Annotated in this window: 24 protein-coding genes; 2 read left to right on the top strand and 22 right to left on the bottom strand. The window is 62.2% G+C overall.

Going from position 1 to position 22134, the window contains the following annotated elements; genetic code table 11:
• Positions 1 to 13: 13 nt before the first annotated feature.
• From ACK6AU_RS14725 to ACK6AU_RS14635, 19 genes are all read right to left on the bottom strand, one after another.
• Positions 14 to 1012 (bottom strand): ADP-ribosylglycohydrolase family protein, encoded by a 999-nt coding sequence (locus ACK6AU_RS14725; RefSeq protein WP_409299724.1) that lies wholly within the window; start codon positions 1010 to 1012, stop codon positions 14 to 16.
• Positions 1009 to 1722 carry a GntR family transcriptional regulator gene (locus ACK6AU_RS14720; RefSeq protein ID WP_185699519.1) on the bottom strand — a complete coding sequence of 238 codons (714 nt, stop codon included), beginning with the start codon at positions 1720 to 1722 and terminating at the stop codon, positions 1009 to 1011. Before ACK6AU_RS14720 ends, ACK6AU_RS14725 begins: the two co-directional genes overlap by 4 nt.
• Before the next feature lie 149 nt (positions 1723 to 1871).
• Positions 1872 to 2435: a DUF1285 domain-containing protein gene (locus tag ACK6AU_RS14715; protein WP_409299722.1), complete on the bottom strand. Its 564-nt coding sequence runs from the start codon at positions 2433 to 2435 to the stop codon at positions 1872 to 1874.
• A gap of 17 nt (positions 2436 to 2452) precedes the next feature.
• Positions 2453 to 3055 (bottom strand): DUF4823 domain-containing protein, encoded by a 603-nt coding sequence (locus ACK6AU_RS14710; protein WP_185699517.1) that lies wholly within the window; start codon positions 3053 to 3055, stop codon positions 2453 to 2455.
• Between the two features lie 101 nt (positions 3056 to 3156).
• Complete coding sequence (locus tag ACK6AU_RS14705; RefSeq protein WP_185699516.1) at positions 3157 to 4125, bottom strand: GTP 3',8-cyclase MoaA; 969 nt, start codon at positions 4123 to 4125, stop codon at positions 3157 to 3159.
• Positions 4126 to 4263: 138 nt separating this feature from the next.
• Entirely contained in the window at positions 4264 to 4902 is a 639-nt protein-coding gene (locus ACK6AU_RS14700) for a TetR/AcrR family transcriptional regulator (RefSeq protein ID WP_185699515.1), read from the bottom strand.
• Positions 4883 to 5224 carry a hypothetical protein gene (locus ACK6AU_RS14695; RefSeq protein ID WP_409299719.1) on the bottom strand — a complete coding sequence of 114 codons (342 nt, stop codon included), beginning with the start codon at positions 5222 to 5224 and terminating at the stop codon, positions 4883 to 4885. Before ACK6AU_RS14695 ends, ACK6AU_RS14700 begins: the two co-directional genes overlap by 20 nt.
• A 409-nt stretch (positions 5225 to 5633) precedes the next feature.
• On the bottom strand, positions 5634 to 6425 hold the full coding sequence (locus ACK6AU_RS14690; RefSeq protein WP_409299717.1) for a TatD family hydrolase: 792 nt from the start codon (positions 6423 to 6425) through the stop codon (positions 5634 to 5636).
• Positions 6426 to 6509: 84 nt separating this feature from the next.
• Positions 6510 to 7496: a DNA polymerase III subunit delta' gene (locus tag ACK6AU_RS14685; protein WP_185699512.1), complete on the bottom strand. Its 987-nt coding sequence runs from the start codon at positions 7494 to 7496 to the stop codon at positions 6510 to 6512.
• Positions 7489 to 8121 (bottom strand): dTMP kinase, encoded by a 633-nt coding sequence (gene tmk, locus ACK6AU_RS14680; RefSeq protein ID WP_409299715.1) that lies wholly within the window; start codon positions 8119 to 8121, stop codon positions 7489 to 7491. The genes ACK6AU_RS14685 and tmk overlap by 8 nt, the downstream gene beginning before the upstream one ends.
• Before the next feature lie 16 nt (positions 8122 to 8137).
• A complete protein-coding gene (gene mltG / locus ACK6AU_RS14675) occupies positions 8138 to 9301 on the bottom strand; it encodes an endolytic transglycosylase MltG (protein ID WP_185699510.1) in 1164 nt (387 codons plus the stop codon).
• Between the two features lie 3 nt (positions 9302 to 9304).
• Entirely contained in the window at positions 9305 to 10120 is an 816-nt protein-coding gene (pabC, locus tag ACK6AU_RS14670; protein ID WP_409299713.1) for an aminodeoxychorismate lyase, read from the bottom strand.
• Complete coding sequence (fabF, locus tag ACK6AU_RS14665) at positions 10120 to 11364, bottom strand: beta-ketoacyl-ACP synthase II (protein ID WP_031321260.1); 1245 nt, start codon at positions 11362 to 11364, stop codon at positions 10120 to 10122. The genes pabC and fabF overlap by 1 nt, the downstream gene beginning before the upstream one ends.
• Before the next feature lie 112 nt (positions 11365 to 11476).
• Complete coding sequence (gene acpP, locus ACK6AU_RS14660) at positions 11477 to 11713, bottom strand: acyl carrier protein (RefSeq protein ID WP_004884578.1); 237 nt, start codon at positions 11711 to 11713, stop codon at positions 11477 to 11479.
• Positions 11714 to 11908: 195 nt separating this feature from the next.
• On the bottom strand, positions 11909 to 12649 hold the full coding sequence (fabG, locus tag ACK6AU_RS14655) for a 3-oxoacyl-ACP reductase FabG (protein ID WP_185699508.1): 741 nt from the start codon (positions 12647 to 12649) through the stop codon (positions 11909 to 11911).
• A gap of 16 nt (positions 12650 to 12665) precedes the next feature.
• Entirely contained in the window at positions 12666 to 13604 is a 939-nt protein-coding gene (gene fabD, locus ACK6AU_RS14650; RefSeq protein WP_185699507.1) for an ACP S-malonyltransferase, read from the bottom strand.
• A gap of 126 nt (positions 13605 to 13730) precedes the next feature.
• Positions 13731 to 14741, bottom strand: a complete 1011-nt coding sequence (gene plsX, locus ACK6AU_RS14645; protein ID WP_185699506.1) for a phosphate acyltransferase PlsX — start codon at positions 14739 to 14741, stop codon at positions 13731 to 13733.
• 3 nt (positions 14742 to 14744) lie between these two features.
• Entirely contained in the window at positions 14745 to 14927 is a 183-nt protein-coding gene (gene rpmF, locus ACK6AU_RS14640; protein WP_003179396.1) for a 50S ribosomal protein L32, read from the bottom strand.
• A 13-nt stretch (positions 14928 to 14940) separates the two neighbouring features.
• Positions 14941 to 15468: a YceD family protein gene (locus ACK6AU_RS14635; RefSeq protein WP_053135801.1), complete on the bottom strand. Its 528-nt coding sequence runs from the start codon at positions 15466 to 15468 to the stop codon at positions 14941 to 14943.
• Between the two features lie 104 nt (positions 15469 to 15572).
• On the opposite strand from ACK6AU_RS14635, the gene ACK6AU_RS14630 reads away from it, so the two are divergent.
• Entirely contained in the window at positions 15573 to 16151 is a 579-nt protein-coding gene (locus tag ACK6AU_RS14630; RefSeq protein ID WP_409299708.1) for a Maf family protein, read from the top strand.
• 50 nt (positions 16152 to 16201) lie between these two features.
• Here ACK6AU_RS14630 and sppA read toward each other — a convergent pair whose 3' ends face one another.
• Genes sppA through rluC form a run of 3 tightly spaced genes read right to left on the bottom strand, consistent with a single transcriptional unit; the run spans position 16202 to position 18821 of the window.
• On the bottom strand, positions 16202 to 17191 hold the full coding sequence (gene sppA / locus ACK6AU_RS14625) for a signal peptide peptidase SppA (RefSeq protein ID WP_409299706.1): 990 nt from the start codon (positions 17189 to 17191) through the stop codon (positions 16202 to 16204).
• A gap of 21 nt (positions 17192 to 17212) precedes the next feature.
• Positions 17213 to 17875 carry an HAD-IA family hydrolase gene (locus ACK6AU_RS14620; protein ID WP_409299704.1) on the bottom strand — a complete coding sequence of 221 codons (663 nt, stop codon included), beginning with the start codon at positions 17873 to 17875 and terminating at the stop codon, positions 17213 to 17215.
• The gene (gene rluC, locus ACK6AU_RS14615; protein ID WP_185699502.1) at positions 17865 to 18821 is read right to left on the bottom strand and encodes a 23S rRNA pseudouridine(955/2504/2580) synthase RluC; all 957 of its coding nucleotides are present in this window, start codon (positions 18819 to 18821) and stop codon (positions 17865 to 17867) included. The genes ACK6AU_RS14620 and rluC overlap by 11 nt, the downstream gene beginning before the upstream one ends.
• Before the next feature lie 714 nt (positions 18822 to 19535).
• Here rluC and rne point away from each other — a divergent pair.
• A partial coding sequence (rne, locus tag ACK6AU_RS14610) for a ribonuclease E (RefSeq protein WP_409299702.1) occupies positions 19536 to 22134 on the top strand: 2599 nt, incomplete at its 3' end.

Here is a 22134-nt window from a genome sequence, read left to right as displayed (position 1 = left end):
CAGGCCAGGCGACTCAGCGCAGGGCCAGCAGTTGTTCTACCAGGGGCTGCAGGTCCAGCCCATTGACTTGCCGCAACAGGGCGATCAGCTCGCCAGGCCAGCCTCCCAGGCCCTGGCAGGCACCGAGCATGGCGCCGAGGATCGCCGCGATGGTATCGGTATCGCCGCCCAGGCTGGCCGCCATGCACAGGGCCTCGAACGGCTCCAACCGGCCCTGCGCCACCTGCCCGGCCAGGGCGAAGCTGGCCACCACCGACTCCTGGGAGGCCACCGAGGTACCGACCAGCTCATACAGGGTCTGGGCGAATCCGGCCTTGTCGCCAGCCACGCCCAGGGTCGCGGCCCATTGCAGCCGGGCCGCCATGCTCGCGCCGGCCACCCAGTGCCCGTGCACCTCGGCCTGGTTGGCGATCTGCCGGCCCAGGGCCAGGGCGTCGCCCAGGGACGCACCATTGATACCGGCGGAGACCACTGCCGCGACAGCGGCGGCACTGGCGATGCCCAGGCTGGTGTTATGGGTCACCTGGCAGGCCTGGACCACCGCCCGGATGAATGCCTCGGGCGCCGCCACGTCGCTGGCGATGCCCACCGGGGTGATCCGCATGGCCGCGCCGTTGGTGGTGCCATAGCGCCCCGCCTCCTCCACCGAGTGGCCGGCGAGGATCATTTCGATAGCGTGCTTGGTGGAAGGACCGAGCAAGTCCTGGGAGCCCCTGGCCTGCATCGCCGCTTCCCACTCGATCAGGCTCTGGGCCAGTTCCTGGGGCGCGATATGCCCTTGGCCGCGGACCAGTAACTGGCCGATCAGGATGGCTTGTTCGGTGTCGTCGGTGATCGAGCCCCTGGGCATGTTGGCGGCGATCGGCTGGTCCGGGCCGGCGTCCTCCAGGGTATGGATGGTCCCGAAGCGCTGCAGGATCTGCTCGCGACTCAGGGATTGGGTAGGCATGCCCAGGGCATCGCCCAGGGCCAGTCCGTAAAAAGCGCCTAGTGCCCGCTGCAGCGGGCTCACTGGGACTCTCCAAACTGCAGGTGCATGCGGAAATGCTGCGGGTCCAGCAGGCTCTCGACCTGCTCCATGAAACGCCCCTGGCGGTCGTAAGTCGTGCGCAGGGCCTTGAGGAACACCTCCCCGGTGGAGCGCCCCATCAGTTCGGCATCTTCGACGCTCAGCGGCTCGGCGCCGATCCATTGGTCGCCGCGTTCGCCGATATAGCCGTAGGCAGCCAGGGTTATGGTCAGGGAGTCATCGATCAGGCCGACCCGGGGCAGGCCTTCCAGCTCGCCGGATGCGGGGATCAGCGAACGCTCCAGGGACAATACCCGGCCATCGGTGCTGCGCCGGCGCCGGTCCAGCGCGATGAACTGATCGGTACCCAGGCGATGCTTGAGATCCGGGCGGCAGATCGCCTCCAGGCGCAGCACTTCGGTATTGATCAGTGCCCCACTGTCGGCCAGCGCCTGGGCCCAGCCGTGGTTCTGGTCGAGGGCGACACCGTCGAAGGTGACGATGGAACCGACCCCGCTTTGCGTGGCGATGTAGTTGCGACGCTTGAGCTCGGCCAAAGCCTCACGCAAGGTGCCACGACTGACACCGAATTCTTCGGCCAGGCGATGCTCGCCCGGCAGTTGAGAGCCGTCTTCCATCAGACCGCTTTCAATGCGCCGGATCAGTTCGTCGACCACCCTTTTTTTCTTATCGAATCGGACATGTTTGATCATGTCCGGTGTGATACATGAAACGCCTGAGAAAGAGCAAGAAGTATCTTCTTACAACAGCTCGAAACATCCCCAGGACGACCAAGCGGGGTCCGGCCGTTCATGTCCCGGCGCGTCCGCACAGCTGGCAACTTGCAATAGATTCCAGAGGACTAGGGCTCCTGGCCAATGGGGAAGAATACCCCGTCGCTCCACACCCCCAGCCAGCTCTGGCCGTCGAGGAGGCGGGTCTGCGCCAGGTCCACCAACTGATAGAAGACGTTGCGGTGGATCAGCGCCTCCAGATTGTGTCGAACCAGGATATAGGGCGCCGGCTCCTGGGTCCGGGGATCGATGACCACCCTCAGCGGATGCTGGTGGCCAGCACACACCTGGTCATCGACATTGGTGGCAAAGCGCAGCACCTGCTCTTCACCCTGGCCTTGCACCTCCAGGGTCACGGCGACGAAAGGCGCATCGTCGACCTTGATCCCCACCTTCTCCACCGGAGTAACGAGGAAATAGTCGTCGCCATCGCGGCGGATGATGGTGGAGAACAGCTTGACCATGGGCTTGCGACCGATAGGAGTGCCCAGGTAGTACCAGGTGCCATCGCGAGCGATACGCATGTCGATATCGCCGCAGAAATCGGGGTTCCATGAATGGACCGGCGGCAGGCCCTTTTCGGCCTTGGGAATCTGCGCCAGCAGATCATTGGCTTTGCCTGGACCACTCATACCACCCTCCTCGTCAATCAGTCGCTCAAGCCCAACAGGCTACGAGCGTATTGCTGCAAGGGCGGGCCGAGCAAGTCTTGTGGCTTGTTGTCGTGGAACGTCAGTAAACCGCCGCGACTGCGAATCCGCGCCGAATCGATCAGATACTGGGTACTGGTTTCGATCAACATGATCTGGATGGTGCTGGTATCGATGCCAAGACGGTCCACCGCTTCCTGGTCCAGCCACTCATCGGAGTTGCCGATGCGATCGTCGGCCTTGGCGAAACGCGCATAGAGCAGGTAGTGCGCACCCTGGCTGCGGGCCTCGGCCATGGCCTCGTTGAGGCCTTCCGGAGCCCGGGCCCGACGGACCATGGGGAAATACTCGATGAAACCGTTGAAGGCTTCTTCGGCCACTACGTTGGGCCGTGGATAGGCATTGCCAGGCGGCACGAAATGCCCCTGGGCGATGAAAATGTACGAATCAGGCTGAATGCGGAACGAGCTGGTGCGACGGGTATCGCTGTGATCGAGCACACCCGCGTCGCTCAGGTGGTAGCGCACCCCTTCGCCCATATCACTGACATTCATGCAGCCGCCAAGCGCCAAAAAGGCCAGCAGCAAAACCAGGCTACGCATCCTACCCCTCCAAGATCCGGTGACGGAAAACCGGCGAATGGCCACGAGATGCAGCTTCCGCGCCAGCTCCACGCTTGCAGGGCATGGTTTGCGCAACGGAATCAACCACCGATGATCTTCATCACCGTGGCACCACCCGAGAAGGCCACATCCTGCTTGTCGCCCAGGGCCTTGACCAGCAACCGTTGCAAGGCTGGCAAGGCCTGGTGGCGAGGCTTGTCTAGCAGGTCACCGACATAGTGGCGATTGCTCGACGACAGGCAACCGTGCAACCAGCCGGTGGAAGACAGCCGCAGGCGCGAGCAGGTCCGGCAGAACGGCACGCTTTCGTTGGCGATCACGCCGAAGTGGCCAAGGCCGGGAATCTGGTAGCGCACGGCCGTGGCATCCACCGGCGCGTCGGCCTGGAGGTACTCGTAGTGCTGGCCGATCAGGTCCAGCAATTGCCGCAGGCTGACGAATTGCTGCAGGAAGGCGTTGTTATCGCGGGCCAAGTGGCCCATGCGCATCAACTCGATGAAGCGCAGCTCATACCCCTGCTCGAGGCAGTAATCGAGCAGCGGCATGACCTGATCCAGGTTCTGCCCGCGCAACGGCACCATGTTGACCTTGATCTTCAACCCCGCGGCTCGCGCCTGCTCCAGGCCGTCGAGCACCGTGGCCAGGTCACCGCCACGGGCGATACCGCGAAAGGCCGCGGCGTCCAGGGTATCGAGGGAAACGTTGATACGGCGAATGCCGGCATCCACCAGCAGCGGCAGCTTGCGGGCCAGTAGCTGGCCATTGGTGGTCAGGCTGATGTCTTCCAGGCCCATGCGTGCCACCGCGCCCATGAAGGCCTCCAGCTTGGGACTGACCAGGGGTTCGCCGCCGGTGATACGCAGGCGCTCGATGCCCGCTGCCTCGATCAGATAGGCCACGCCGCGGGCCATCGCCTCGGCCGACAACTCGTCCTGGGCGGCCACCAGCCGCTTGCCGTTGGGCACGCAGTAGGTACAGGCGTAGTTGCAGGCTGACGTCAGGCTGATCCGCAGATTGCGAAAGCGCCTGCCTTGACGATCAACGATCATGGATGACTCCGGCGAAGGAAGGGAAAGGCGCGCAAAACCTGACTCAAAAATCAGATTTTGACAAGTCCCATGCCTGAGTATAAGCCTCGGGCTCTGCGCCATACAGGTGCTGATGGCGCAGTCCCAAGGCGGGTGGGCTCAGTTGCCGGAGGTGTCGGGGTCGCGCTTGCGCTTGTTGCCCATGCGCACGCCGATGTCCATCAGGAACTGGAAGAAACCTTCTTGGTCCTCCAGGACATTGCTCCAGAACGGCGAGTGATACAGCGCCACCGCGCCATGCACCAATGCCCAGGAAGCGCAGTAGTGGAAGTACGGCGGCACGTCTTCCAGCTTGCCTTCGCTGATGCGGCCCTTGATCAGCAGGGTCAGGCGCTCGAAGTTGGAAGCACGGATCTTGTGCAGCTCCTCGACCATCTCCGGTACCTGGTTGCCCTTGACCACCTTTTCTTCCAGGCGGTCGAACAGCCGATAGCGCTGCGGGTCACGCATGCGGAACTCGAAGTAGGCCCGGGACAGGGCTTCCTTGTCCTTGTCGACATCGGCAGAGTGCAGCAACTCGTTCAGGTCGCGCTCATAGTCGAGCATCAGGCGCAGGTAGATCTCCGCCTTGGACTTGAAATGCTTGTAGATGGTCCCTTTGCCGATACCCACGGCATCGGCAATCATCTCGACAGTGACGCTGTCTTCACCTTGTTCGAGGAACAGCTTGAGCGCGGTATCGAGAATTTCTTGCTCGCGGCGGCGAAACTCACGGACCTTACGAGGTTCTTTCTGCATAAGAAAAGATCTGTTCGGGGTCAAAATCGAAGCCGCGTATTATGCCTAAATTGCGCCAAAATGCACGGATCATCCATCGTTGCTGCGGTTTCAGGCATAAAACCCAACCTACCGCCAGCGCCTTGAGAGGCCTGGAAAAGCCGGTATAGGCCATGAATACGGGATCGGCAACCGGTTCCAGGAAAAAACACCCGGCCATTCCAAGCCCCGGAACAGACCACGAAGTTCCAGTTCCCCCACAATGGGAACCCCCATCCCTGGCCAGGGCTGGTCCTTGACGAAAACCAGGCAACGAGTCGTTTTCAATCAGCCACGACAGCATGCCCTGTCCTCATCACACGCCAATCACATCGACAGCTTCGATGCCCAATAGGGACGCACTCTTCGGGCAGTGATGCTCACGACAAAAGGTGAAGAACGACTAGTTCGTTGAAAACCGGGTAATTTCCAGACAACTTCGGCAAATTATCGAGCAAGATCCGACTTTCGCCGAAAGTGAGAACTCAAGCGAAGCGCGCGTATTCCAAATTTGTTTAAGAAACGGACAAGGCAAACTGGACTGAACCCGATCCTGATCAATACTTGAACTGTCGGCGGGACGTCTCCCCCAAGTGAAACGCCGATCTAGGTGCCGAAGGACCGCGTGCCTAAGCTTTACTCCTAATGGTCTTAACCCGGATTCACCCCCCAGAACCCGGGTTTTTTTTGCCTGGAATTCCTCCAGGCCAGGATCAGGCCTGGTCCTTGACCCGTGCCAGGGGGAACAGGCGCTTGAAGTTCGCCGTGGTCTGTGCGGCAAAGGCCTCGTAGGATTCGCCGCGCAACATCGCCAGGAACTCCGCCACTTCACGCACGTACTGCGGCAGGTTGGGCTTGCCGCGATAGGGAATCGGCGCCAGGTAGGGGGAATCGGTTTCCACCAGCAGCCGATCGGCCGGCACTTGCCGGGCCACATCACGCAAGGCGTCGGCATTGCGGAAGGTGACGATCCCCGACAGGGAAATATAGAACCCCAGGTCCAGGGCTTCCTTGGCCATGGCCCAGTCCTCGGTGAAGCAGTGCAAAACCCCGGCATTGGGTAGCGCCGCTTCCCGCAGCAAGGCCAGGGTATCGGCCCGCGCGCCACGGGTATGCACCACCACCGGCTTGCCGGTCTGCTGGGCCGCCTGCAGATGCAGGCGGAAGGACGCCTGCTGCAGCTCGGCCGCCTCGGGCTCGTAGTGATAATCCAGGCCGGTCTCGCCGATGGCCACCACCCGTGGATGGTTCAGTTCGTCCAGCAGCCAGTCCAGCGCCGGCGCGGCCCCAGGCTGCACATCCAAGGGATGCACCCCCACCGAACAGTCGACATCGTCATAACGATCGGCCAGGGCCTTCACGTCCGCAGCATTGTCGGCGCTGACACCGATGCACAGGAAGTGTCCGACGCCGCGCTCGCGGGCCGCCGCCAGAGCGGCATCCAGGGAGCCGTCATGGGCGGCCAGGTCGAGGCGATCAAGGTGGCAATGGGAATCTACGAGCATAGGGGCGGCAACTTGCATCCGATAAATGAAAAGGCCGGATGACTGCATCCGACCCAGGGAAGAACTGATTCTAGGCGCCGGGCGTCAGTTCTGGGTAGGCAACGCCGCCCATTGCACCAGTAGCGCCTCGAGCAGCAGCACCCGGTTGAGGTTGGCCTTGTTCAGGACCTTCTGCCGCTGGGCCAGGATCCAGTCCTGCATGGCCAGCACCTTGGCCTGGGCGGACTTCTGCGCCAGGTACTGCACCACCTTGCGCATGTCCGCCAGCCCCAGGCCTTGCTCATCCTGGGTCAGCTGGTAACGCAGGATCAGGTTCGACCAGTCGCAGAACCAGTCGAACAGCAGCAACAACGGCACGGCGTTCCAGGACTCGGCCAACTGGGTCGGCGATTGCTGCTGCTTGAGCAGCTTCTTCACGCCCTCCACCACCTGCGCCCGCTGTTCCCGAGCGCCCTGGGTGTGCAGGCTGACGGCGGCCAGGGGCGAACCGGCGGCCAGGGCCAGTAACTCCACCCGCTCCTCGTCGCTGCATTCGGGCAAGGCGGCGGCCAGCCAGTGCATGCTCATGGCCTCGCTGGGCAACGGGCACGCCTGCTGCACGCAGCGGCTCTTGATGGTCGGCAGCAATCGGCTGGGCTGGTGGCTGACCAGCAACAGCACGGTGTCCCCGGAAGGTTCTTCGAGGCTCTTCAAGAGGGCGTTGGCGGCATTGATGTTCATCGCCTCCACCGGCTCGATCAGCACCACCTTGCGCCCGCCCAATTGCGCAGTCTGGACCACGAAACTCACCAGGTCGCGAACCTGATCGACCTTGATCGGCTTGTCGGCTTCCTCGGGCTCCAGGATGTAGTTGTCCGGATGACTACCGGCCTGCAACAGCAGGCAAGACTTGCACTGCCCACAGGCCTCCAGGCCCTCCGGTCGCTGGCACAGCAGCCGGGTCATCAGGCGCTCGGCCAGGGCCCGCTTGCCGATACCCGCCGGACCATGCAGGAGATAGGCATGGGCATGCTGGGTGCGCCCCGCCAGTTGCTGCCAAAGGGCATCCTGCCAGGGGAAGACGTCAGCCACGGGCGCGCTCCAGCAACTGCGGCAGCAAGCCATCCAGGGATTGCTGGACCTCGGCCAGGGGTTGGGACGCGTCCACCAGGAAATAACGCTCGGGAGCGGCCTCGGCACGCTTGAGGAAAGCTTGGCGAACCTTCTGGAAGAACTCCCGGCCCTCCTGCTCGAAACGATCCAGTCGACCGCGGGCGCTGGCACGCGCCAGGCCGACTTCCACCGGCAGGTCGAAGACCAGGGTCAAGTCCGGGCGCAGCGGGCCCTGGACGAAGTCTTCCAGGGCCTCGATCCGCGCAAGACTCAAGCCACGGCCGGCGCCTTGGTAGGCATAGGTCGAATCGGTGAAACGATCGCAGAGCACCACTGCGCCGCGCTGCAGTGCCGGGCGAATCACCGTTGCCAGGTGCTGGGCCCGGGCAGCGAATACCAGCAACAGTTCGGTGTCGCTGTTCATGATCTCGTCGGCCGGCGTCAACAGCACCTCGCGAATACGCTCGGCCAGGGGCGTGCCGCCCGGCTCGCGGGTCAGCAACACCTCGATGCCCGCTGCACGCAAGCGCTCGGCGAGGTACTCGCGGTTGGTGCTCTTGCCGGCGCCTTCCGGGCCTTCCAGGGTAATAAACAAACCAGTCACGGGCAGTCCTTCAAATTCATTGCGGGCTTTTCGGCGCTTGCCCGGGCTCGAGGGGAACAGGCGCTGGCGGAGCCGGTTCGACCTCGGCCGGTGCCTGCTCCGGCGCAGCGCTCGGACTCGGCGCCTCGGGAGCTGCGGGGCTGGCGGTCGGAGCCGGGCTGGAGCGGTAGTCGGCACGGCGCTTGAGCTGGAACTCACGCACGGCGCTGTTGTGGGCGTCCAGGTCATCGGAGAACACATGGCTGCCATCTCCGCGGGCGACGAAGTACAGGCTCTTGCCCGGCACCGGGTTGAGCGCGGCGTGGATCGCCTCGCGCCCCACCATGGCAATCGGCGTCGGCGGCAGGCCAGCGTTCATGTAGGTGTTGTAGGGCGTCGCTTCCTTCAGGTGGGCCCGGGTCAACTTGCCGGTGTAGCGCTCACCCAGGCCATAGATCACCGTGGGGTCGGTCTGCAGCAGCATGCCGATCTGCATCCGGCGCACGAACACCCCGGCAATCTGCCCACGCTCCTGGGGTACGCCGGTTTCCTTCTCCACCAGGGAGGCCATGATCAGCGCCTGGTAGGGATCGGTATAGGGAGCATCCTCGGCGCGCTTTTCCCACTCCTTGGCCAGCACGCTGTCCAGGCGATCGTAGGCCTTGGCCAGGAGCTCGGCATCGCTCATGCCCCGGACGAAACGATAGGTATCGGGAAAGAACCGCCCTTCGGGAAACACACCGCCGTGGCCGAGCTTTTCCATCACCTGGGCGTCGCTGAGGCCAGCCAGGGTTTGTTGCAGCTTGTCGCTCTTGGCCAGGGCATTGCGGACCTGGCGGAAGTTCCAGCCCTCCACCAGGGTCAGGCTGTATTGCACCACCTCGCCACGCTGCCAGACACCGATCAGGTCCTGGGCCGTCATGCCCGGGGTCATGCGGTATTCACCGCTGTGCAGGGGCTGGCCCGGCAGGTTGAAACGCCAATACAGGCGCAGCCAGAAAGCATCCTGGATGACGCCGTCGGCTTGCAGGCGGTTGAAGGTTCCAGTGGGGGTGGAGCCGGCGGGAACATCGAGCAGTTGTTCCTGGCTCAGGTTCAACGGTTGCTCCAGGGCCGAATTCAGCTTCCAGGCACTGCCCCCCAGCAGCAGCCCTGCCAGGACCAGTCCGGTTTCCAGCAGGAGCAGTAATTTACGTCTCACGAATCAAGCATCCAGTAGTGCGCGGGTAATGCCCTGCAGTTTACGGGTGAGCGGTCCTGCCGACCAGCGCATCCCGGCACAGCGCAGTACCGGCCAGATGCCATAGACACTGTTGCACACGAAGACCTCATCAGCCCGCCGCAATTGCTCGAGACCGATGTCGGTGATCACCACGGGAATGCCTTGCAGCTGGGCCTGGGCGAGGATTTCGCCGCGCATCACCCCGGCCACGCCACAGCGGCTCAGGTCCGCCGTCAGCAGTTGCCCTCCAGCGACCAGGAACAGATTGCTGAACACGCCCTCGATCACGCGCCCGGCGCCATCGAGCATCAGGCCTTCGGCATGCTCGCTATCGCGCCATTCGGCCCGGGCCAGGACCTGCTCCAGGCGGTTGAGGTGCTTGAGGCCAGCCAGCAAGGGCTGCTCGGACAAGCGCGTGGCGCAAGGAAACAGCTGAACCCCTTGTGCGGCATGGGCCGCTGGATAGGCCGGCAAAGCCCCGCCCTGGAGGATCCGCCGCGCCGGCGCCGCAGGATCGGCCGCGTAGCCGCGCAGGCTATCGCCCCGGGTCAGGATCAGCTTGAGCACCCCTTCGTCCAGGGCTTGGGCGTAGGCCAGCACCTCGCCGCGCACCAGCCCCGGATCCGTCACCAAGGCCAGGCGCCGGCAGCCTTCGGCCAGACGCTGCAAGTGCCGCTCGAGCAGCAGCGGCTTGCCGGATCTGACGGCGATGGTCTCGAACAGGCCATCGCCGTAGGCCAGGCCACGATCCTTGAGCGACAGAGAGTCAGCCGGACGACCGTCGACCCAGCTGTGCATCACTCGGAAAACCGACGGAATACCAGGGAGCCGTTGGTACCGCCAAAACCGAAGGAGTTGGAGAGCACGACATCGATATCCATGCTGCGCGCCGTGTGCGGCACGAAATCCAGGTCGCAGCCTTCGTCGGGCTCATCCAGGTTGATGGTGGGCGGCGCGACCTGACTGTTGATCGCCAACACGCTGAAGATCGCCTCGATCGCCCCGGCGGCGCCCAACAGGTGGCCGGTCATGGACTTGGTGGAGCTGACCGCGAGCTTGTAGGCATGGTCGCCGAACACACTCTTGATCGCTTCGGCTTCCGCCAGGTCGCCAGCTGGCGTCGAAGTGCCATGGGCGTTGATGTACTGCACCTGGTCGGCATTGATCTTCGCGTCGCGCAAGGCATTGGCGATGCAACGGGCAGCACCGGCGCCATCGGCGGGTGGCGAAGTCATGTGGTAGGCGTCACCGCTCATGCCAAAACCGATCAGCTCGGCATAGATGGTGGCACCACGCGCCTTGGCATGCTCCAGCTCTTCCAGGACCAGGGCGCCGGAACCATCGGACAGCACGAAGCCATCACGGCCCTTGTCCCACGGCCGGCTGGCACGGGTCGGTTCGTCGTTGCGGGTCGACAGCGCACGGGAGGCGCCGAAACCACCCATGCCCAGGCCGCAAGCGGCCATCTCGGCACCACCGGCAATCATCACGTCGGCTTCGCCGTAGGCAATGTTGCGCGCAGCCATGCCGATGCAGTGGGTGCCCGTGGTGCACGCTGTGGAAATGGCGTAGTTCGGCCCCTGGAGCCCCAGGTGAATGGACAGGAAACCGGAAATCATGTTGATGATCGAGCCCGGCACGAAGAACGGAGAAATCCGTCGTGGGCCGGAGTCGTGCAGCGTACGGCTGGTTTCTTCGATATTGGTCAGACCGCCAATACCCGAGCCCATGGCGACGCCGATGCGATCACGGTTGGCGTCGGTGACTTCCAGGCCGGCATTGCGTACCGCCTGGAAACCGGCCGCCAGGCCGTATTGGATGAACAGGTCGAGCTTGCGGGCCTCTTTGGCCGACAGGTATTCCTCGACATTGAAGCCCTTTACCGAGCCGCCAAAACGGGTGGAATAGGCAGAAAGGTCGGTGTGCTCGATCAGACCGATGCCACTTTGGCCAGCCAGAATGCCCTGCCAGCTAGTCGGTACATCCGTACCCAGCGGCGACAACATACCCATACCGGTGACTACGACGCGTCTACGCGACACAGCACTCTCCTTTTTCTAATGACGACACTCTTTGCATCAGGCCTAAAGAAAAAACCGCACGCCGTGACGGCAGTGCGGTTTTTCCATGACAGCAAAATACGACTACAAACGATTAAGCCTGGTGGCTGTTAACGTAGTCGATAGCTGCTTGAACGGTAGTGATCTTCTCAGCTTCTTCGTCAGGGATTTCGGTCTCGAATTCCTCTTCCAGAGCCATCACCAGCTCAACGGTGTCAAGGGAGTCGGCACCCAGGTCTTCAACGAAGGAAGCGGTGTTAACAACTTCTTCTTCTTTAACGCCCAGTTGCTCAGCAACGATTTTCTTGACGCGCTCTTCGATGGTGCTCATACCTTGTTTTCACTCCTAATGGACAAATTCAGGCAGCTGGCCAGTGGGTAAGTGTATAGAAAGGCTTTTCAGCTTTTCAACCGAAAGCTTTACCACTCAACCCTTTGGCCATCTGCCTATAAATAGATTGCAGCTTTATAACGGATTTTAGACAGCTCGTATGACACTTTTTTGAAGCAATCCGTCACATTTGCCTTACATATACATCCCGCCGTTGACCGGGATTGTAGCCCCAGTAACGTATGCCGCACCGTCGGATGCCAGGAAAGCGACCACTTGCGCGATCTCATGAGCCTGACCCAGACGGCCCAGCGGAATCTGTGTCTGCAGGGCTTCACGCTGTGCTTCCGGCAGCTCGCGAGTCATATCGGTATCGATGAAACCAGGAGCGACCGAGTTCACAGTGATCGACCGCGAACCTACTTCCCGCGCCAGGGCACGACTGAAACCTTCGAGGCCGGCCTTGGCGGCGGCGTAGTTTACTTGGCCTGCGTTGCCCATGGCACCCACAACCGAGCCAATATTGATAATTCGCCCCCAACGAGCCTTGGTCATGCCGCGCAGGACGCCCTTGGACAGGCGATACAGGCTGTTGAGGTTGGTATCGACCACGTCGTACCACTCGTCATCTTTCATGCGCATCATCAGGTTGTCGCGGGTGATGCCGGCGTTGTTCACCAGGATCGCCGGCGCACCGAACTGCTCGGTGATGCTGGCCAGGACCGCAGCCACGGATTCGTCGCTGGTGACATTGAGCTCCAGGCCAGTGCCTTGAACGCCGTTTTCCTTGAGGGTGGCAGCGATGCGCTCGGCACCCGAGGCGGAAGTGGCGGTACCCACCACGATGGCACCCATGCGCCCCAGTTCGAGGGCGATGGCCTGGCCGATCCCACGGCTGGCGCCGGTCACCAGTGCAACTTTACCTTGCAGACTCATGCAAGCTTCTCCTAGTTCAGGCCAACGCTGCGCGGGCGGCAGCGAAAGCATCCGGGGTATTCAGGTTAGAGGTCGAAACGCCTTCGGCGCAGCGCTTGTTGAGGCCAGCCAGGACCTTGCCCGGGCCGCACTCAACCAGCTCGGTAGCACCGCTGGCGGCCAGGGTTTGCACCGACTCGACCCAACGTACAGGCTTGTACAGTTGCTCCAGCAGATCGTGCTTGAGGCCATCCAGGTCAACCGCCACCGCAGCACTGACGTTCTGCACCAGAGGGATCTGCGGAGCCTGCCAGTCGATCGCGGCGATCGACTCGGCAAAACGCTCGGCCGCAGGGCGCATCAGCTCGCAGTGGGACGGCACGCTGACCGGCAACGGCATGGCACGCTTGGCGCCACGAGCCTTGCAACCTTCGATGGCACGGTCCACGGCAGCCTTGGCACCGGCGATCACCACCTGGCCCGGGGAGTTATAGTTCACCGCGCTGACCACTTCACCTTGCGCCGCCTCTTCGCAGGCGGCCACTACATCGGCATCGTCCAGGCCCAGGACCGCCGCCATGGCGCCCTGCCCTGCCGGCACGGCCTCCTGCATCAGCTGGCCACGACGCTCCACCAGCTTGACCGCCTCGGCCAGGGTCAGGCTGCCGGCAGCGACCAGGGCGCTGTATTCACCCAGGCTGTGGCCGGCAACGAATGCCGGGCGTGCACCACCCTCGGCCAGCCACAGGCGCCACAGAGCGATGGACGCGGTGAGAATCGCGGGTTGAGTCTTGTCGGTCTGGTTCAGCAACTCCGCCGGACCTTCCTGGGTCAGAGCCCAGAGATCGTAGCCCAGGGCATCGGAGGCTTCCTTGAAAGTATCGAGGATCAACGGGTACTGCGCGCCCAGCTCGGCCAACATGCCGAGGGACTGCGAGCCCTGTCCTGGAAAGACGAATGCGAGGGATGCAGACATGTAACGAGCCCCTAATGATCTTGTCGTCGGAGAATTGACGTCACACCGTAGTGGACGCAAGAAACTGACAGTTGGATGGCCAATCGAACCGAGCGGTCACATTTAAGCACCCCACCGGGAAAACGCCTAAGGCAGCAGGTCTTCGAGGCGCCCGTGCAAGCGCCGCGGCAGATCTTCCTGGATCTCGATCAGCGCTCGCTGGATCGCACTCTGGAAGCCCTGGACTCCCGCCGAGCCGTGGCTCTTGACCACGATCCCCTGCAAACCCAGGAAACTTGCGCCATTGTGCCGGGCCGGCGCCAGGTCCGCCTGCAGCCGCCGCATCAAGGGCAAGGCCAAAGCCCCCACCGCCCGGGAAAGCATGCTCTGCTTGAACAGGGCCTCGATACGGGCCGCGATCATGGTCGCCAGGCCTTCACTGGACTTGAGCAGGATATTGCCGACGAAACCGTCGCACACCACCACGTCCGCTTCGCCGCGGTACAGACCGTCACCCTCGACAAAACCGATGTAGTTCAAGCCCCGGGCCTGCTGCAGGAGATTCGCCGCCAGCTTGACCTGCTGATTGCCTTTGATGTCCTCGGTGCCGATGTTCAGCAAGGCCACCCGGGGACGAGCGATGCCCAGGCTCTCCGCCGCAACCGAGCCCATGATGGCGAACTGCAGCAAATGCTCGGCACTGCAATCGACGTTGGCCCCCAGGTCGAGCAACTGGCAGTAGCCACGCTGGGTGGGAATGGCCGCCACCATCGCCGGGCGATCGATACCGGGCAGGGTCTTGAGCACGTAGCGCGACAGCGCCATGAGCGCCCCGGTATTACCGGCACTGACACAGGCCTGGACCTTTTCCTCGCGCAACAGCTCAAGCGCCACCCGCATCGAAGAATCAGGCTTGCCGCGCAAGGCTTGGGAAGGCTTTTCGTCCATGGTGACCACCTCGCTCGCAGGGGTGATCGACAGGCGAGCGCGATCCACGGCCGAATGGCTGGAAATCAATTCTTCAAGGAGGGAGGGTTGACCCACCAGGGTCAGGTGCAGCGAGGGGGCAGCAGACAGGCAGGCAAGACTGGCCTGAACAATGCTGCGGGGACCGAAGTCCCCGCCCATTGCGTCAATCGCGATGACTTGAGCGGACAAGGATTACTCGTCAGCGCCCTTGTCGATCACTTTACGACCACGGTATACGCCTTCAGGCGATACGTGGTGACGCAGGTGAACTTCACCGGTGGTCTTTTCTACGGACAGGGTGCTAGCCTCGAGAGCATCGTGGGAACGACGCATGTCACGGGCAGAGCGGGATTTTTTGTTCTGCTGAACAGCCATAATTGATTAACTCCTAAACGTTTGGGTCACGCTTTAACTGCGCCAATACACTGAACGGGTTGGACCGCGTTACCTCGTCCTCGCTCGGTTCGGGCTCATCGAGCCCCGCCGGCTGCTGGCATTCTTCCGGATGATGAGCAGGCACGATAGGCAAGGCGAGCAACAGCTCATCCTCGATCAACGCCTGCAGATCCAAAGGATCTTCGCCCAGTTCCAGCACGTCATAACCTTTCGGCAACGACTGGGTATTCGCACCCTCCTTCACCACCGCGTAACTGCATTCGCTGTGGATCGGCAGGGTGACCAGCTCAAGACAACGCTGGCAAACCATCTTGACTTCGACGTCGATGGAGCTGTGGATAACTACAGCTTTACGTTCGTCACGCTCGAAAACGAATTTAGCCTGCACCGTACCGACATCGTCGGCAAGCGGGTCGCAGAGTCTCTCCAAATCGGCCAGCAGCACTTCCCCCTGAAGGGTGGTACCACGGTCAGCCAATTTGCGCGGGTCAACGTGAGGTGGAATCGGGTCATTCAACATAGGCGCAGCATTATAGGGATGCCCCCGGCCATGTCAAAGGAAATTCAGCCCTGTCCGTCACTTGCCCGCCCCGCTAGAATTCCCGGCCCGCCCAGGAGATGCGCATGCTGCCTTTACTACTTGCCTCAAGCTCGACCTACCGCCGGGAATTACTGTCCCGCCTGCAACTGCCATTCACCTGCAGCTCTCCCGATATAGACGAAAGCCATCGCCCGGGCGAAAGCGCCGTGGAACTGGTCAAACGCCTGGCCGAAGAAAAGGCTCGCGCCCTCGCCCCCAGCCACCCAGGCCACCTGATCATCGGCTCGGATCAAGTCGCAGTATTGGGCGAACGAATCATCGGCAAGCCCCACACCTTCGACAAGGCCCGCCAGCAACTGCTGGACGCCAGCGGCGCCAGCGTGACCTTCCTCACCGGCCTGGCCCTGCTCAACAGCCAGACCGGCCAATGCCAGGTCGACTGCATTCCCTTCACAGTGCACATGCGCACCCTGGACGACCAGCGCATCGAGCGCTATCTGAATGCCGAGCGCCCCTTCGATTGCGCCGGCAGCTTCAAGGCCGAGGGCCTCGGGGTCAGCCTGTTCAAAAGCACTGACGGCAGCGACGCCACCAGCCTAGTCGGACTGCCACTGATACGCCTGGTGGACATGCTGCTGGTCGAAGGCGTGGACATACCTTGAGACCACGAAAAAGCCGGCCATAAGGCCGGCTTTCATTGGACGCCAGAGGCTCAACGCAAGGTCGGCCCCTGGAAGCCCATCCACATGGCGATCTTCTCGGCGACGCTGGCGCCCAGCCTCTTCGAGAAGCGATCGAAGGGCGATTCCTGGACGGTGAAGTCCACCACTTCCTTCTCGCCAATCACGTCACGCGCAACCGAACTGGTATTGCCCAGCCCGTCGACCAACCCCAGTTGCAAGGCCTGCTCGCCGGACCACACCAGGCCGGAAAACAGCTCGGGGTGCTCCTTGTCCTTCAACCGCTCGCCACGCCCTTGCTTGACGCTGGCGATGAACTGGCGATGAGTGGTGTCCAGCACACCCTGCCAGAACTGAGTCTCCTCGGGTTTTTGCGGCTGGAAGGGATCGAGGAACGACTTATGCTCGCCAGAGGTATAGGTGCGACGCTCGATCCCGAGCTTCTCCATGGTCCCGACAAAGCCATACCCAGCCGCCGTCACGCCGATAGATCCAACCAAACTGGCTTTGTCGGCATAAATCTGATCAGCGGCACTGGCGATATAGTAAGCACCTGAAGCCCCCAGATCGGAAATCACCGCATAGACCTTGGTGTCCTTGTGCAAGCCCCGCAGGCGACGGATCTCGTCATAGACATACCCGGACTGCACCGGACTACCACCCGGACTGTTGATTCGCAGGACGATACCCTTGACCTTCGGATCGTCGAAAGCGGTGCGCAAACTACCGACGATATTGTCCGCACTGGCAGACTCCTTGTCCGCGATCACCCCGGTCACATCGATTACCGCGGTGTAGCTGCTACCCCGGGTAGCGTTCTTCTCGATGCTCATCAACGGAGTGAACATGAGCAATGCCACGAACAGATAGACAAAGGTCAGCAACTTGAAGAAGATCCCCCAGCGCCGCGAGCGCCGCTGCTCCTGGACACTGGCCAACAGAGTCTTTTCCAAGAGCTTCCAGCTTCTGTCATCAGGGCTTTCGGCGCCCGTTGTGCCTGGCGCCTTCCATTCGTCGGTCATGCCTACTACCTCAGCAACAAATTAACTCGCAGCCCGACCGAGCCAGGCATGCAATTGAGGAAAATGATCGATGGACAAGCGCGGCTCCAGCATTTGCAAGGCCTCGATAGGCTGGGCACCGTAGCTTACGGCGACCGAATCCATGCCCGCATTGCGCGCCATCAACAGGTCGAAGGAAGAATCCCCAACCATCAGCGCCTGCCTGGCTCCGACCCCGCAATGCGCAAGGATTTCTTCCAACATCAAGGGATGCGGCTTGCTGGCAGTCTCATCTGCGGCCCGGGTGATATCGAAGTACCCCTCCCAACCATGAGCCTTCAGTACCCGATCAAGGCCACGCCGCGCCTTGCCGGTCGCGACTGCCAACCGATACCCCTCGGCCCGAAAGCTCTCGAGCGACTGCGCCACCCCATCAAACAGCGGCGAGGGCTCGGCGTCGAGCGCGATGTAGTGATCAGCGTAGTGCTGACGAAACGTCACCAACTGCTCATCATCGATTTCCGGATACAGGGTCCGGATCGCCTCCGGCAGGCCCAGTCCGATGATGCCCTTGACGGCGGAATCATCGCACCGGGGAAAGCCGGAACGGTCGGCGGACACATGCATTGATTCGACAATCCGACCAATGGAATCCGCCAGGGTGCCATCCCAATCGAAGATCAGCAGCTTGTAATCAGGGTGCACTCAGGCGCTCCACGGTCTTGGCCCACATTTCGTCCACCGGGGCCTGCAATTTCAGCTCGCCACCATCGGGCAGCGGCACCGTCAACATATAGGCGTGCAGGAACAGGCGTTTACCGCCCAGATCGCGGATTTCCCGAGTGAAATCATCGTCGCCGTACTTGCTGTCGCCAGCGATGCAATGCCCGGCATGCAGGGTATGCACTCGAATCTGGTGCGTACGCCCAGTCACCGGCTTGGCTTCGACCATGGTGGCAAAGTCGCCGAAACGGCGCAGAACCTTGAATACCGTCAAAGCCTCCTTGCCTTCTTCGTTGACCTCCACCATGCGCTCCCCGGAACGCAGGTTGCTCTTGAGCAACGGGGCCCGCACCTGCTTCAAGGCCGTCGCCCAATGACCGCGCACCAACGCCATGTAGCGCTTATCCACGCCGTCGCCACGCAATGCAGCATGCAAATGACGCAACATGCTGCGTTTCTTGGCGATCATCAGGAGCCCGGAAGTGTCGCGATCGAGGCGATGCACCAACTCCAGCTCCTTGGCATCTGGCCGCAACTGACGAAAGGCTTCGATCACGCCGAAATTCAGGCCGCTACCACCATGCACGGCAATGCCGGCCGGCTTGTTGATCACGATCAGCGCCTTGTCCTCGAAGACGATCGAAGCCTCCAGGCGCTGCAGCAACCCCTGGGCCAGAGGCACAGGCTCATCGCGCTCGGGCACGCGCACCGGCGGCACGCGCACAAGATCGCCTTCCTGCAACTTGTACTCGGGCTTGATCCGCCCCTTGTTCACCCGCACTTCGCCTTTGCGCAAGATGCGATAAATCAAGGTCTTGGGCACGCCCTTGAGTCGAGCGAGAAGGAAATTATCAATACGTTGGCCGGCATATTCCGGCGTGACCTCAAGCAGTTGAACGCCTGGAGTCGAGGGGGCAGTAGTCGTCATGCCGCGGATAATAACAATTTTTATGGATTTGAAGCACTTAATGATTACTGCTATAGTCGCGAACGCCGCCAAAAGCGGCTGGACAGAGGAACAGCGGCCAACAGCCGGCCCTGACCAACGCAATTCATGAGGACGCAAGGCCGTCCTACGCAACGCTCGCCACATAACGGACGAGTTGGACGCTGTAACAAGCGCAGGTGACATGAGGCCTGAAACCCGTAGGAAGCAGAGTTATCACTCGCCTCTTACGCAGCGATTAACGGCCAGTTCACAAAGTGCAGTCAGCGGCTAATAACACCCAGGCGGAAGTTGTGGAAACAACGCCTTAGCCATGATGCGTGACCTCCCCTTTCGGAGTTCACGGTAAATGCCAACCCGCTGCGGATTCTGCGCGCGGCAGCACCCGAATTATCAGGGATACGTGTAGGGTGGAGATGCACAACCGTCGGACTGTGTAGCATTAGGCTTTATCAAGACGCTTCATCTCGTCCACAGTCGCCGGTTGATTCCTCCTCCTGACAGACTTTTGCTTAAGCGGTGCTTTAGTCACCACAGCAAGCAGGACGCGTGAGTCGCGACTTCGTCCCCGGTTGACAGGGACGAACCTCGCTAGACACTCGAGTGGTCAACCACTCCTGACGCACCTGACACCGACCGTGAGAAGTCGTGTGTGCCGAACGCCGTTTCCGGCAGCCCGGAAACCGACGGTACTACATGAAAAGAATGCTGATTAACGCAACTCAACCCGAAGAGTTGCGTGTTGCCCTGGTAGATGGCCAGCGCCTCTACGACCTGGACATCGAGTCCGGTGCACGCGAGCAGAAAAAGGCCAACATCTATAAAGGCCGCATCACTCGCATCGAACCTAGCCTGGAGGCTGCCTTTGTCGATTTCGGCTCTGAGCGCCACGGCTTCCTGCCTCTCAAAGAAATCTCCCGCGAATACTTCAAGAAAGCCCCTGAAGGCCGCGTCAATATCAAGGACGTCCTGAGCGAAGGCCAGGAAGTCATCGTCCAGGTCGAGAAAGAAGAGCGTGGCAACAAGGGCGCAGCCCTGACCACCTTCATCAGCCTGGCCGGCCGCTACCTGGTCCTGATGCCGAACAACCCTCGCGCCGGCGGCATCTCGCGCCGCATCGAAGGCGAAGAGCGCAACGAACTGCGCGAAGCGCTGAACGGCCTGGTGGCACCTGCCGACATGGGCCTGATCGTCCGCACTGCCGGCCTGGGCCGCAGCAGCGAAGAAATGCAGTGGGACCTGGACTACCTGCTGCAACTCTGGACTGCCATCAAGGAAGCGTCCCAGGACCGTTCCGCGCCATTCCTGATCTACCAGGAAAGCAACGTCATCATCCGCGCGATCCGCGACTACCTGCGCCAGGATATTGGCGAAGTACTGATCGACAGCGTCGAAGCCCAGGACGAAGCCCTGACCTTCATCCGCCAGGTGATGCCGCAGTACGCCAGCAAGATCAAGCTGTACGAAGACAGCGTGCCGCTGTTCAACCGTTTCCAGATCGAAAGTCAGATCGAGACCGCCTTCCAGCGCGTGGTCGAACTGCCTTCCGGCGGCTCCATCGTCATCGACCCGACAGAAGCCCTGGTGTCCATCGACATCAACTCGGCTCGCGCCACCAAGGGCAGCGATATCGAAGAAACCGCCCTGCAGACCAACCTGGAAGCGGCCGAGGAAATCGCCCGCCAACTGCGTCTGCGTGATATCGGCGGCCTGATCGTCATCGACTTCATCGACATGACCCCGGCCAAGAACCAGCGCGCCGTGGAAGAAAAAGTCCGCGAATGCCTGGAAGCCGACCGCGCCCGCGTGCAGATCGGCCGTATTTCGCGCTTCGGCCTGCTGGAAATGTCCCGTCAGCGCCTGCGCCCATCCCTGGGCGAAAGCAGCGGCATCGTCTGCCCACGCTGCAGCGGCACCGGTATCATCCGTGACGTCGAGTCGCTGTCCCTGGCCATCCTGCGCCTGATCGAAGAAGAAGCCCTGAAGGACCGCACCGCCGAAGTCCGCGCCCAGGTACCGATCCCGGTCGCCGCGTTCCTGCTCAACGAAAAACGCAACTCGATCACCAAGATCGAACTGCGTACCCGCGCCCGCATCGTCATCCTGCCTAACGATCACCTCGAGACGCCGCACTTCGAAGTCCAGCGCCTGCGCGATGACAACCCGGACGCCAACAACAACCAGTCCAGCTACGAGATCGCCGCTGCCGCTGCCGAGGCCGAGGAGCCACAACCGGCTGCCGGCACTCGCACCCTGGTTCGCCAGGAAGCCGCGGTGAAGACTGCCCCGGCTCGCGCCAACGCTCCGATTCCTGCCGAAGCCGCCGCCCCGGCGCCAGCACCGGCTCCAGTTGCCGAGCCAAGCCTGTTCAAGGGCCTGGTCAAGTCCCTGGTCAGCCTGTTTGCCAGCAAGGAAGAGCCTGCCGCACCGGTGGTAGCCGAGAAACCGGCCCCCGAGCGTCCTGCCCGCAACGAAGAACGTCGCAACGGTCGCCAGCAGAGCCGCAACCGCAACGGTCGTCGCGACGAAGATCGCAAGCCACGCGAGGAACGCGCACCACGGGAAGAACGTCACCCACGCGAACTGCGCGAAGCTCGCGATGAAGGCCAGGCCGCTCGCGAAGAGCGCCAGCCACGTGCGCCGCGTGAAGAACGCCAGCCACGCGCACCGCGTGAAGACCGCAAGCCTCGCGGTGAGCGTGAAGAGCGCGTACGCGAACTGCGCGAACCCCTGGACGCCGCTCCAGCGGTAGCCGCTGCCGCCGCTACTGCGGCCGTCGCCGAAGAGCGTCCGGCTCGCCAACCACGGGAAGAGCGTCAACCACGCCCGCCACGTGAAGAGCGTCAACCTCGTGCAGAACAGGCACAGGCCGCAGCCGCCAGCGAAGAAGAAGCACTGCCTAACGAAGAGCAACTGCAGGAAGAAGGCCAGGACAACGCCGAAGGCGAGCGTCCACGTCGTCGCTCCCGCGGCCAGCGTCGTCGCAGTAACCGTCGCGAGCGTCAGCGTGACGCCAACGGCAACCTGATCGAAGGCTCGGAAGAAAACACCGAAGAGCCAAGCAGCACCGACCTGGCTGCCGGCCTGGCGGTCACCGCTGCCGTTGCCAGCACCGTGATCAGCGCCAACGCCGAAGCCGAAGCTCATCAGCAAGCCGAACGCGCCACCGCCGCCGTTGCCGAACCAGCCCCTGAAGCGCCGGCGGTCGAAGCCACCACCGCGGGAAAAGCGCCCGGCGCACCAGCCGCGGAAGGGGCCCCCGCAGCCCAAGGCCGACCCGCCGCTGAACCCCCGG

This window comes from Pseudomonas sp. KCJK8993 (assembly GCF_046230915.1).
Lineage (GTDB): Bacteria > Pseudomonadota > Gammaproteobacteria > Pseudomonadales > Pseudomonadaceae > Aquipseudomonas > Aquipseudomonas piscis.
The sequence above is the reverse complement of the archived record's forward strand: the minus strand, read 5'-3'. Positions and strand labels throughout refer to the sequence as shown.

What these genes read in the sequence shown, in the direction of transcription:
- ACK6AU_RS14720 (WP_185699519.1), bottom strand. Translation starts at nt 1,722, where the DNA reads ATGATCAAACATGTCCGATTCGATAAGAAAAAAAGGGTGGTCGACGAA.
- ACK6AU_RS14715 (WP_409299722.1), bottom strand. Translation starts at nt 2,435, where the DNA reads ATGAGTGGTCCAGGCAAAGCCAATGATCTGCTGGCGCAGATTCCCAAG.
- ACK6AU_RS14710 (WP_185699517.1), bottom strand. Translation starts at nt 3,055, where the DNA reads ATGCGTAGCCTGGTTTTGCTGCTGGCCTTTTTGGCGCTTGGCGGCTGC.
- ACK6AU_RS14705 (WP_185699516.1), bottom strand. Translation starts at nt 4,125, where the DNA reads ATGATCGTTGATCGTCAAGGCAGGCGCTTTCGCAATCTGCGGATCAGC.
- ACK6AU_RS14700 (WP_185699515.1), bottom strand. Translation starts at nt 4,902, where the DNA reads ATGCAGAAAGAACCTCGTAAGGTCCGTGAGTTTCGCCGCCGCGAGCAA.
- ACK6AU_RS14695 (WP_409299719.1), bottom strand. Translation starts at nt 5,224, where the DNA reads ATGCTGTCGTGGCTGATTGAAAACGACTCGTTGCCTGGTTTTCGTCAA.
- ACK6AU_RS14690 (WP_409299717.1), bottom strand. Translation starts at nt 6,425, where the DNA reads ATGCTCGTAGATTCCCATTGCCACCTTGATCGCCTCGACCTGGCCGCC.
- pabC (WP_409299713.1), bottom strand. Translation starts at nt 10,120, where the DNA reads ATGCACAGCTGGGTCGACGGTCGTCCGGCTGACTCTCTGTCGCTCAAG.
- acpP (WP_004884578.1), bottom strand. Translation starts at nt 11,713, where the DNA reads ATGAGCACCATCGAAGAGCGCGTCAAGAAAATCGTTGCTGAGCAACTG.
- fabG (WP_185699508.1), bottom strand. Translation starts at nt 12,649, where the DNA reads ATGAGTCTGCAAGGTAAAGTTGCACTGGTGACCGGCGCCAGCCGTGGG.
- fabD (WP_185699507.1), bottom strand. Translation starts at nt 13,604, where the DNA reads ATGTCTGCATCCCTCGCATTCGTCTTTCCAGGACAGGGCTCGCAGTCC.
- rpmF (WP_003179396.1), bottom strand. Translation starts at nt 14,927, where the DNA reads ATGGCTGTTCAGCAGAACAAAAAATCCCGCTCTGCCCGTGACATGCGT.
- ACK6AU_RS14635 (WP_053135801.1), bottom strand. Translation starts at nt 15,468, where the DNA reads ATGTTGAATGACCCGATTCCACCTCACGTTGACCCGCGCAAATTGGCT.
- ACK6AU_RS14630 (WP_409299708.1), top strand. Translation starts at nt 15,573, where the DNA reads ATGCTGCCTTTACTACTTGCCTCAAGCTCGACCTACCGCCGGGAATTA.
- sppA (WP_409299706.1), bottom strand. Translation starts at nt 17,191, where the DNA reads ATGACCGACGAATGGAAGGCGCCAGGCACAACGGGCGCCGAAAGCCCT.
- rluC (WP_185699502.1), bottom strand. Translation starts at nt 18,821, where the DNA reads ATGACGACTACTGCCCCCTCGACTCCAGGCGTTCAACTGCTTGAGGTC.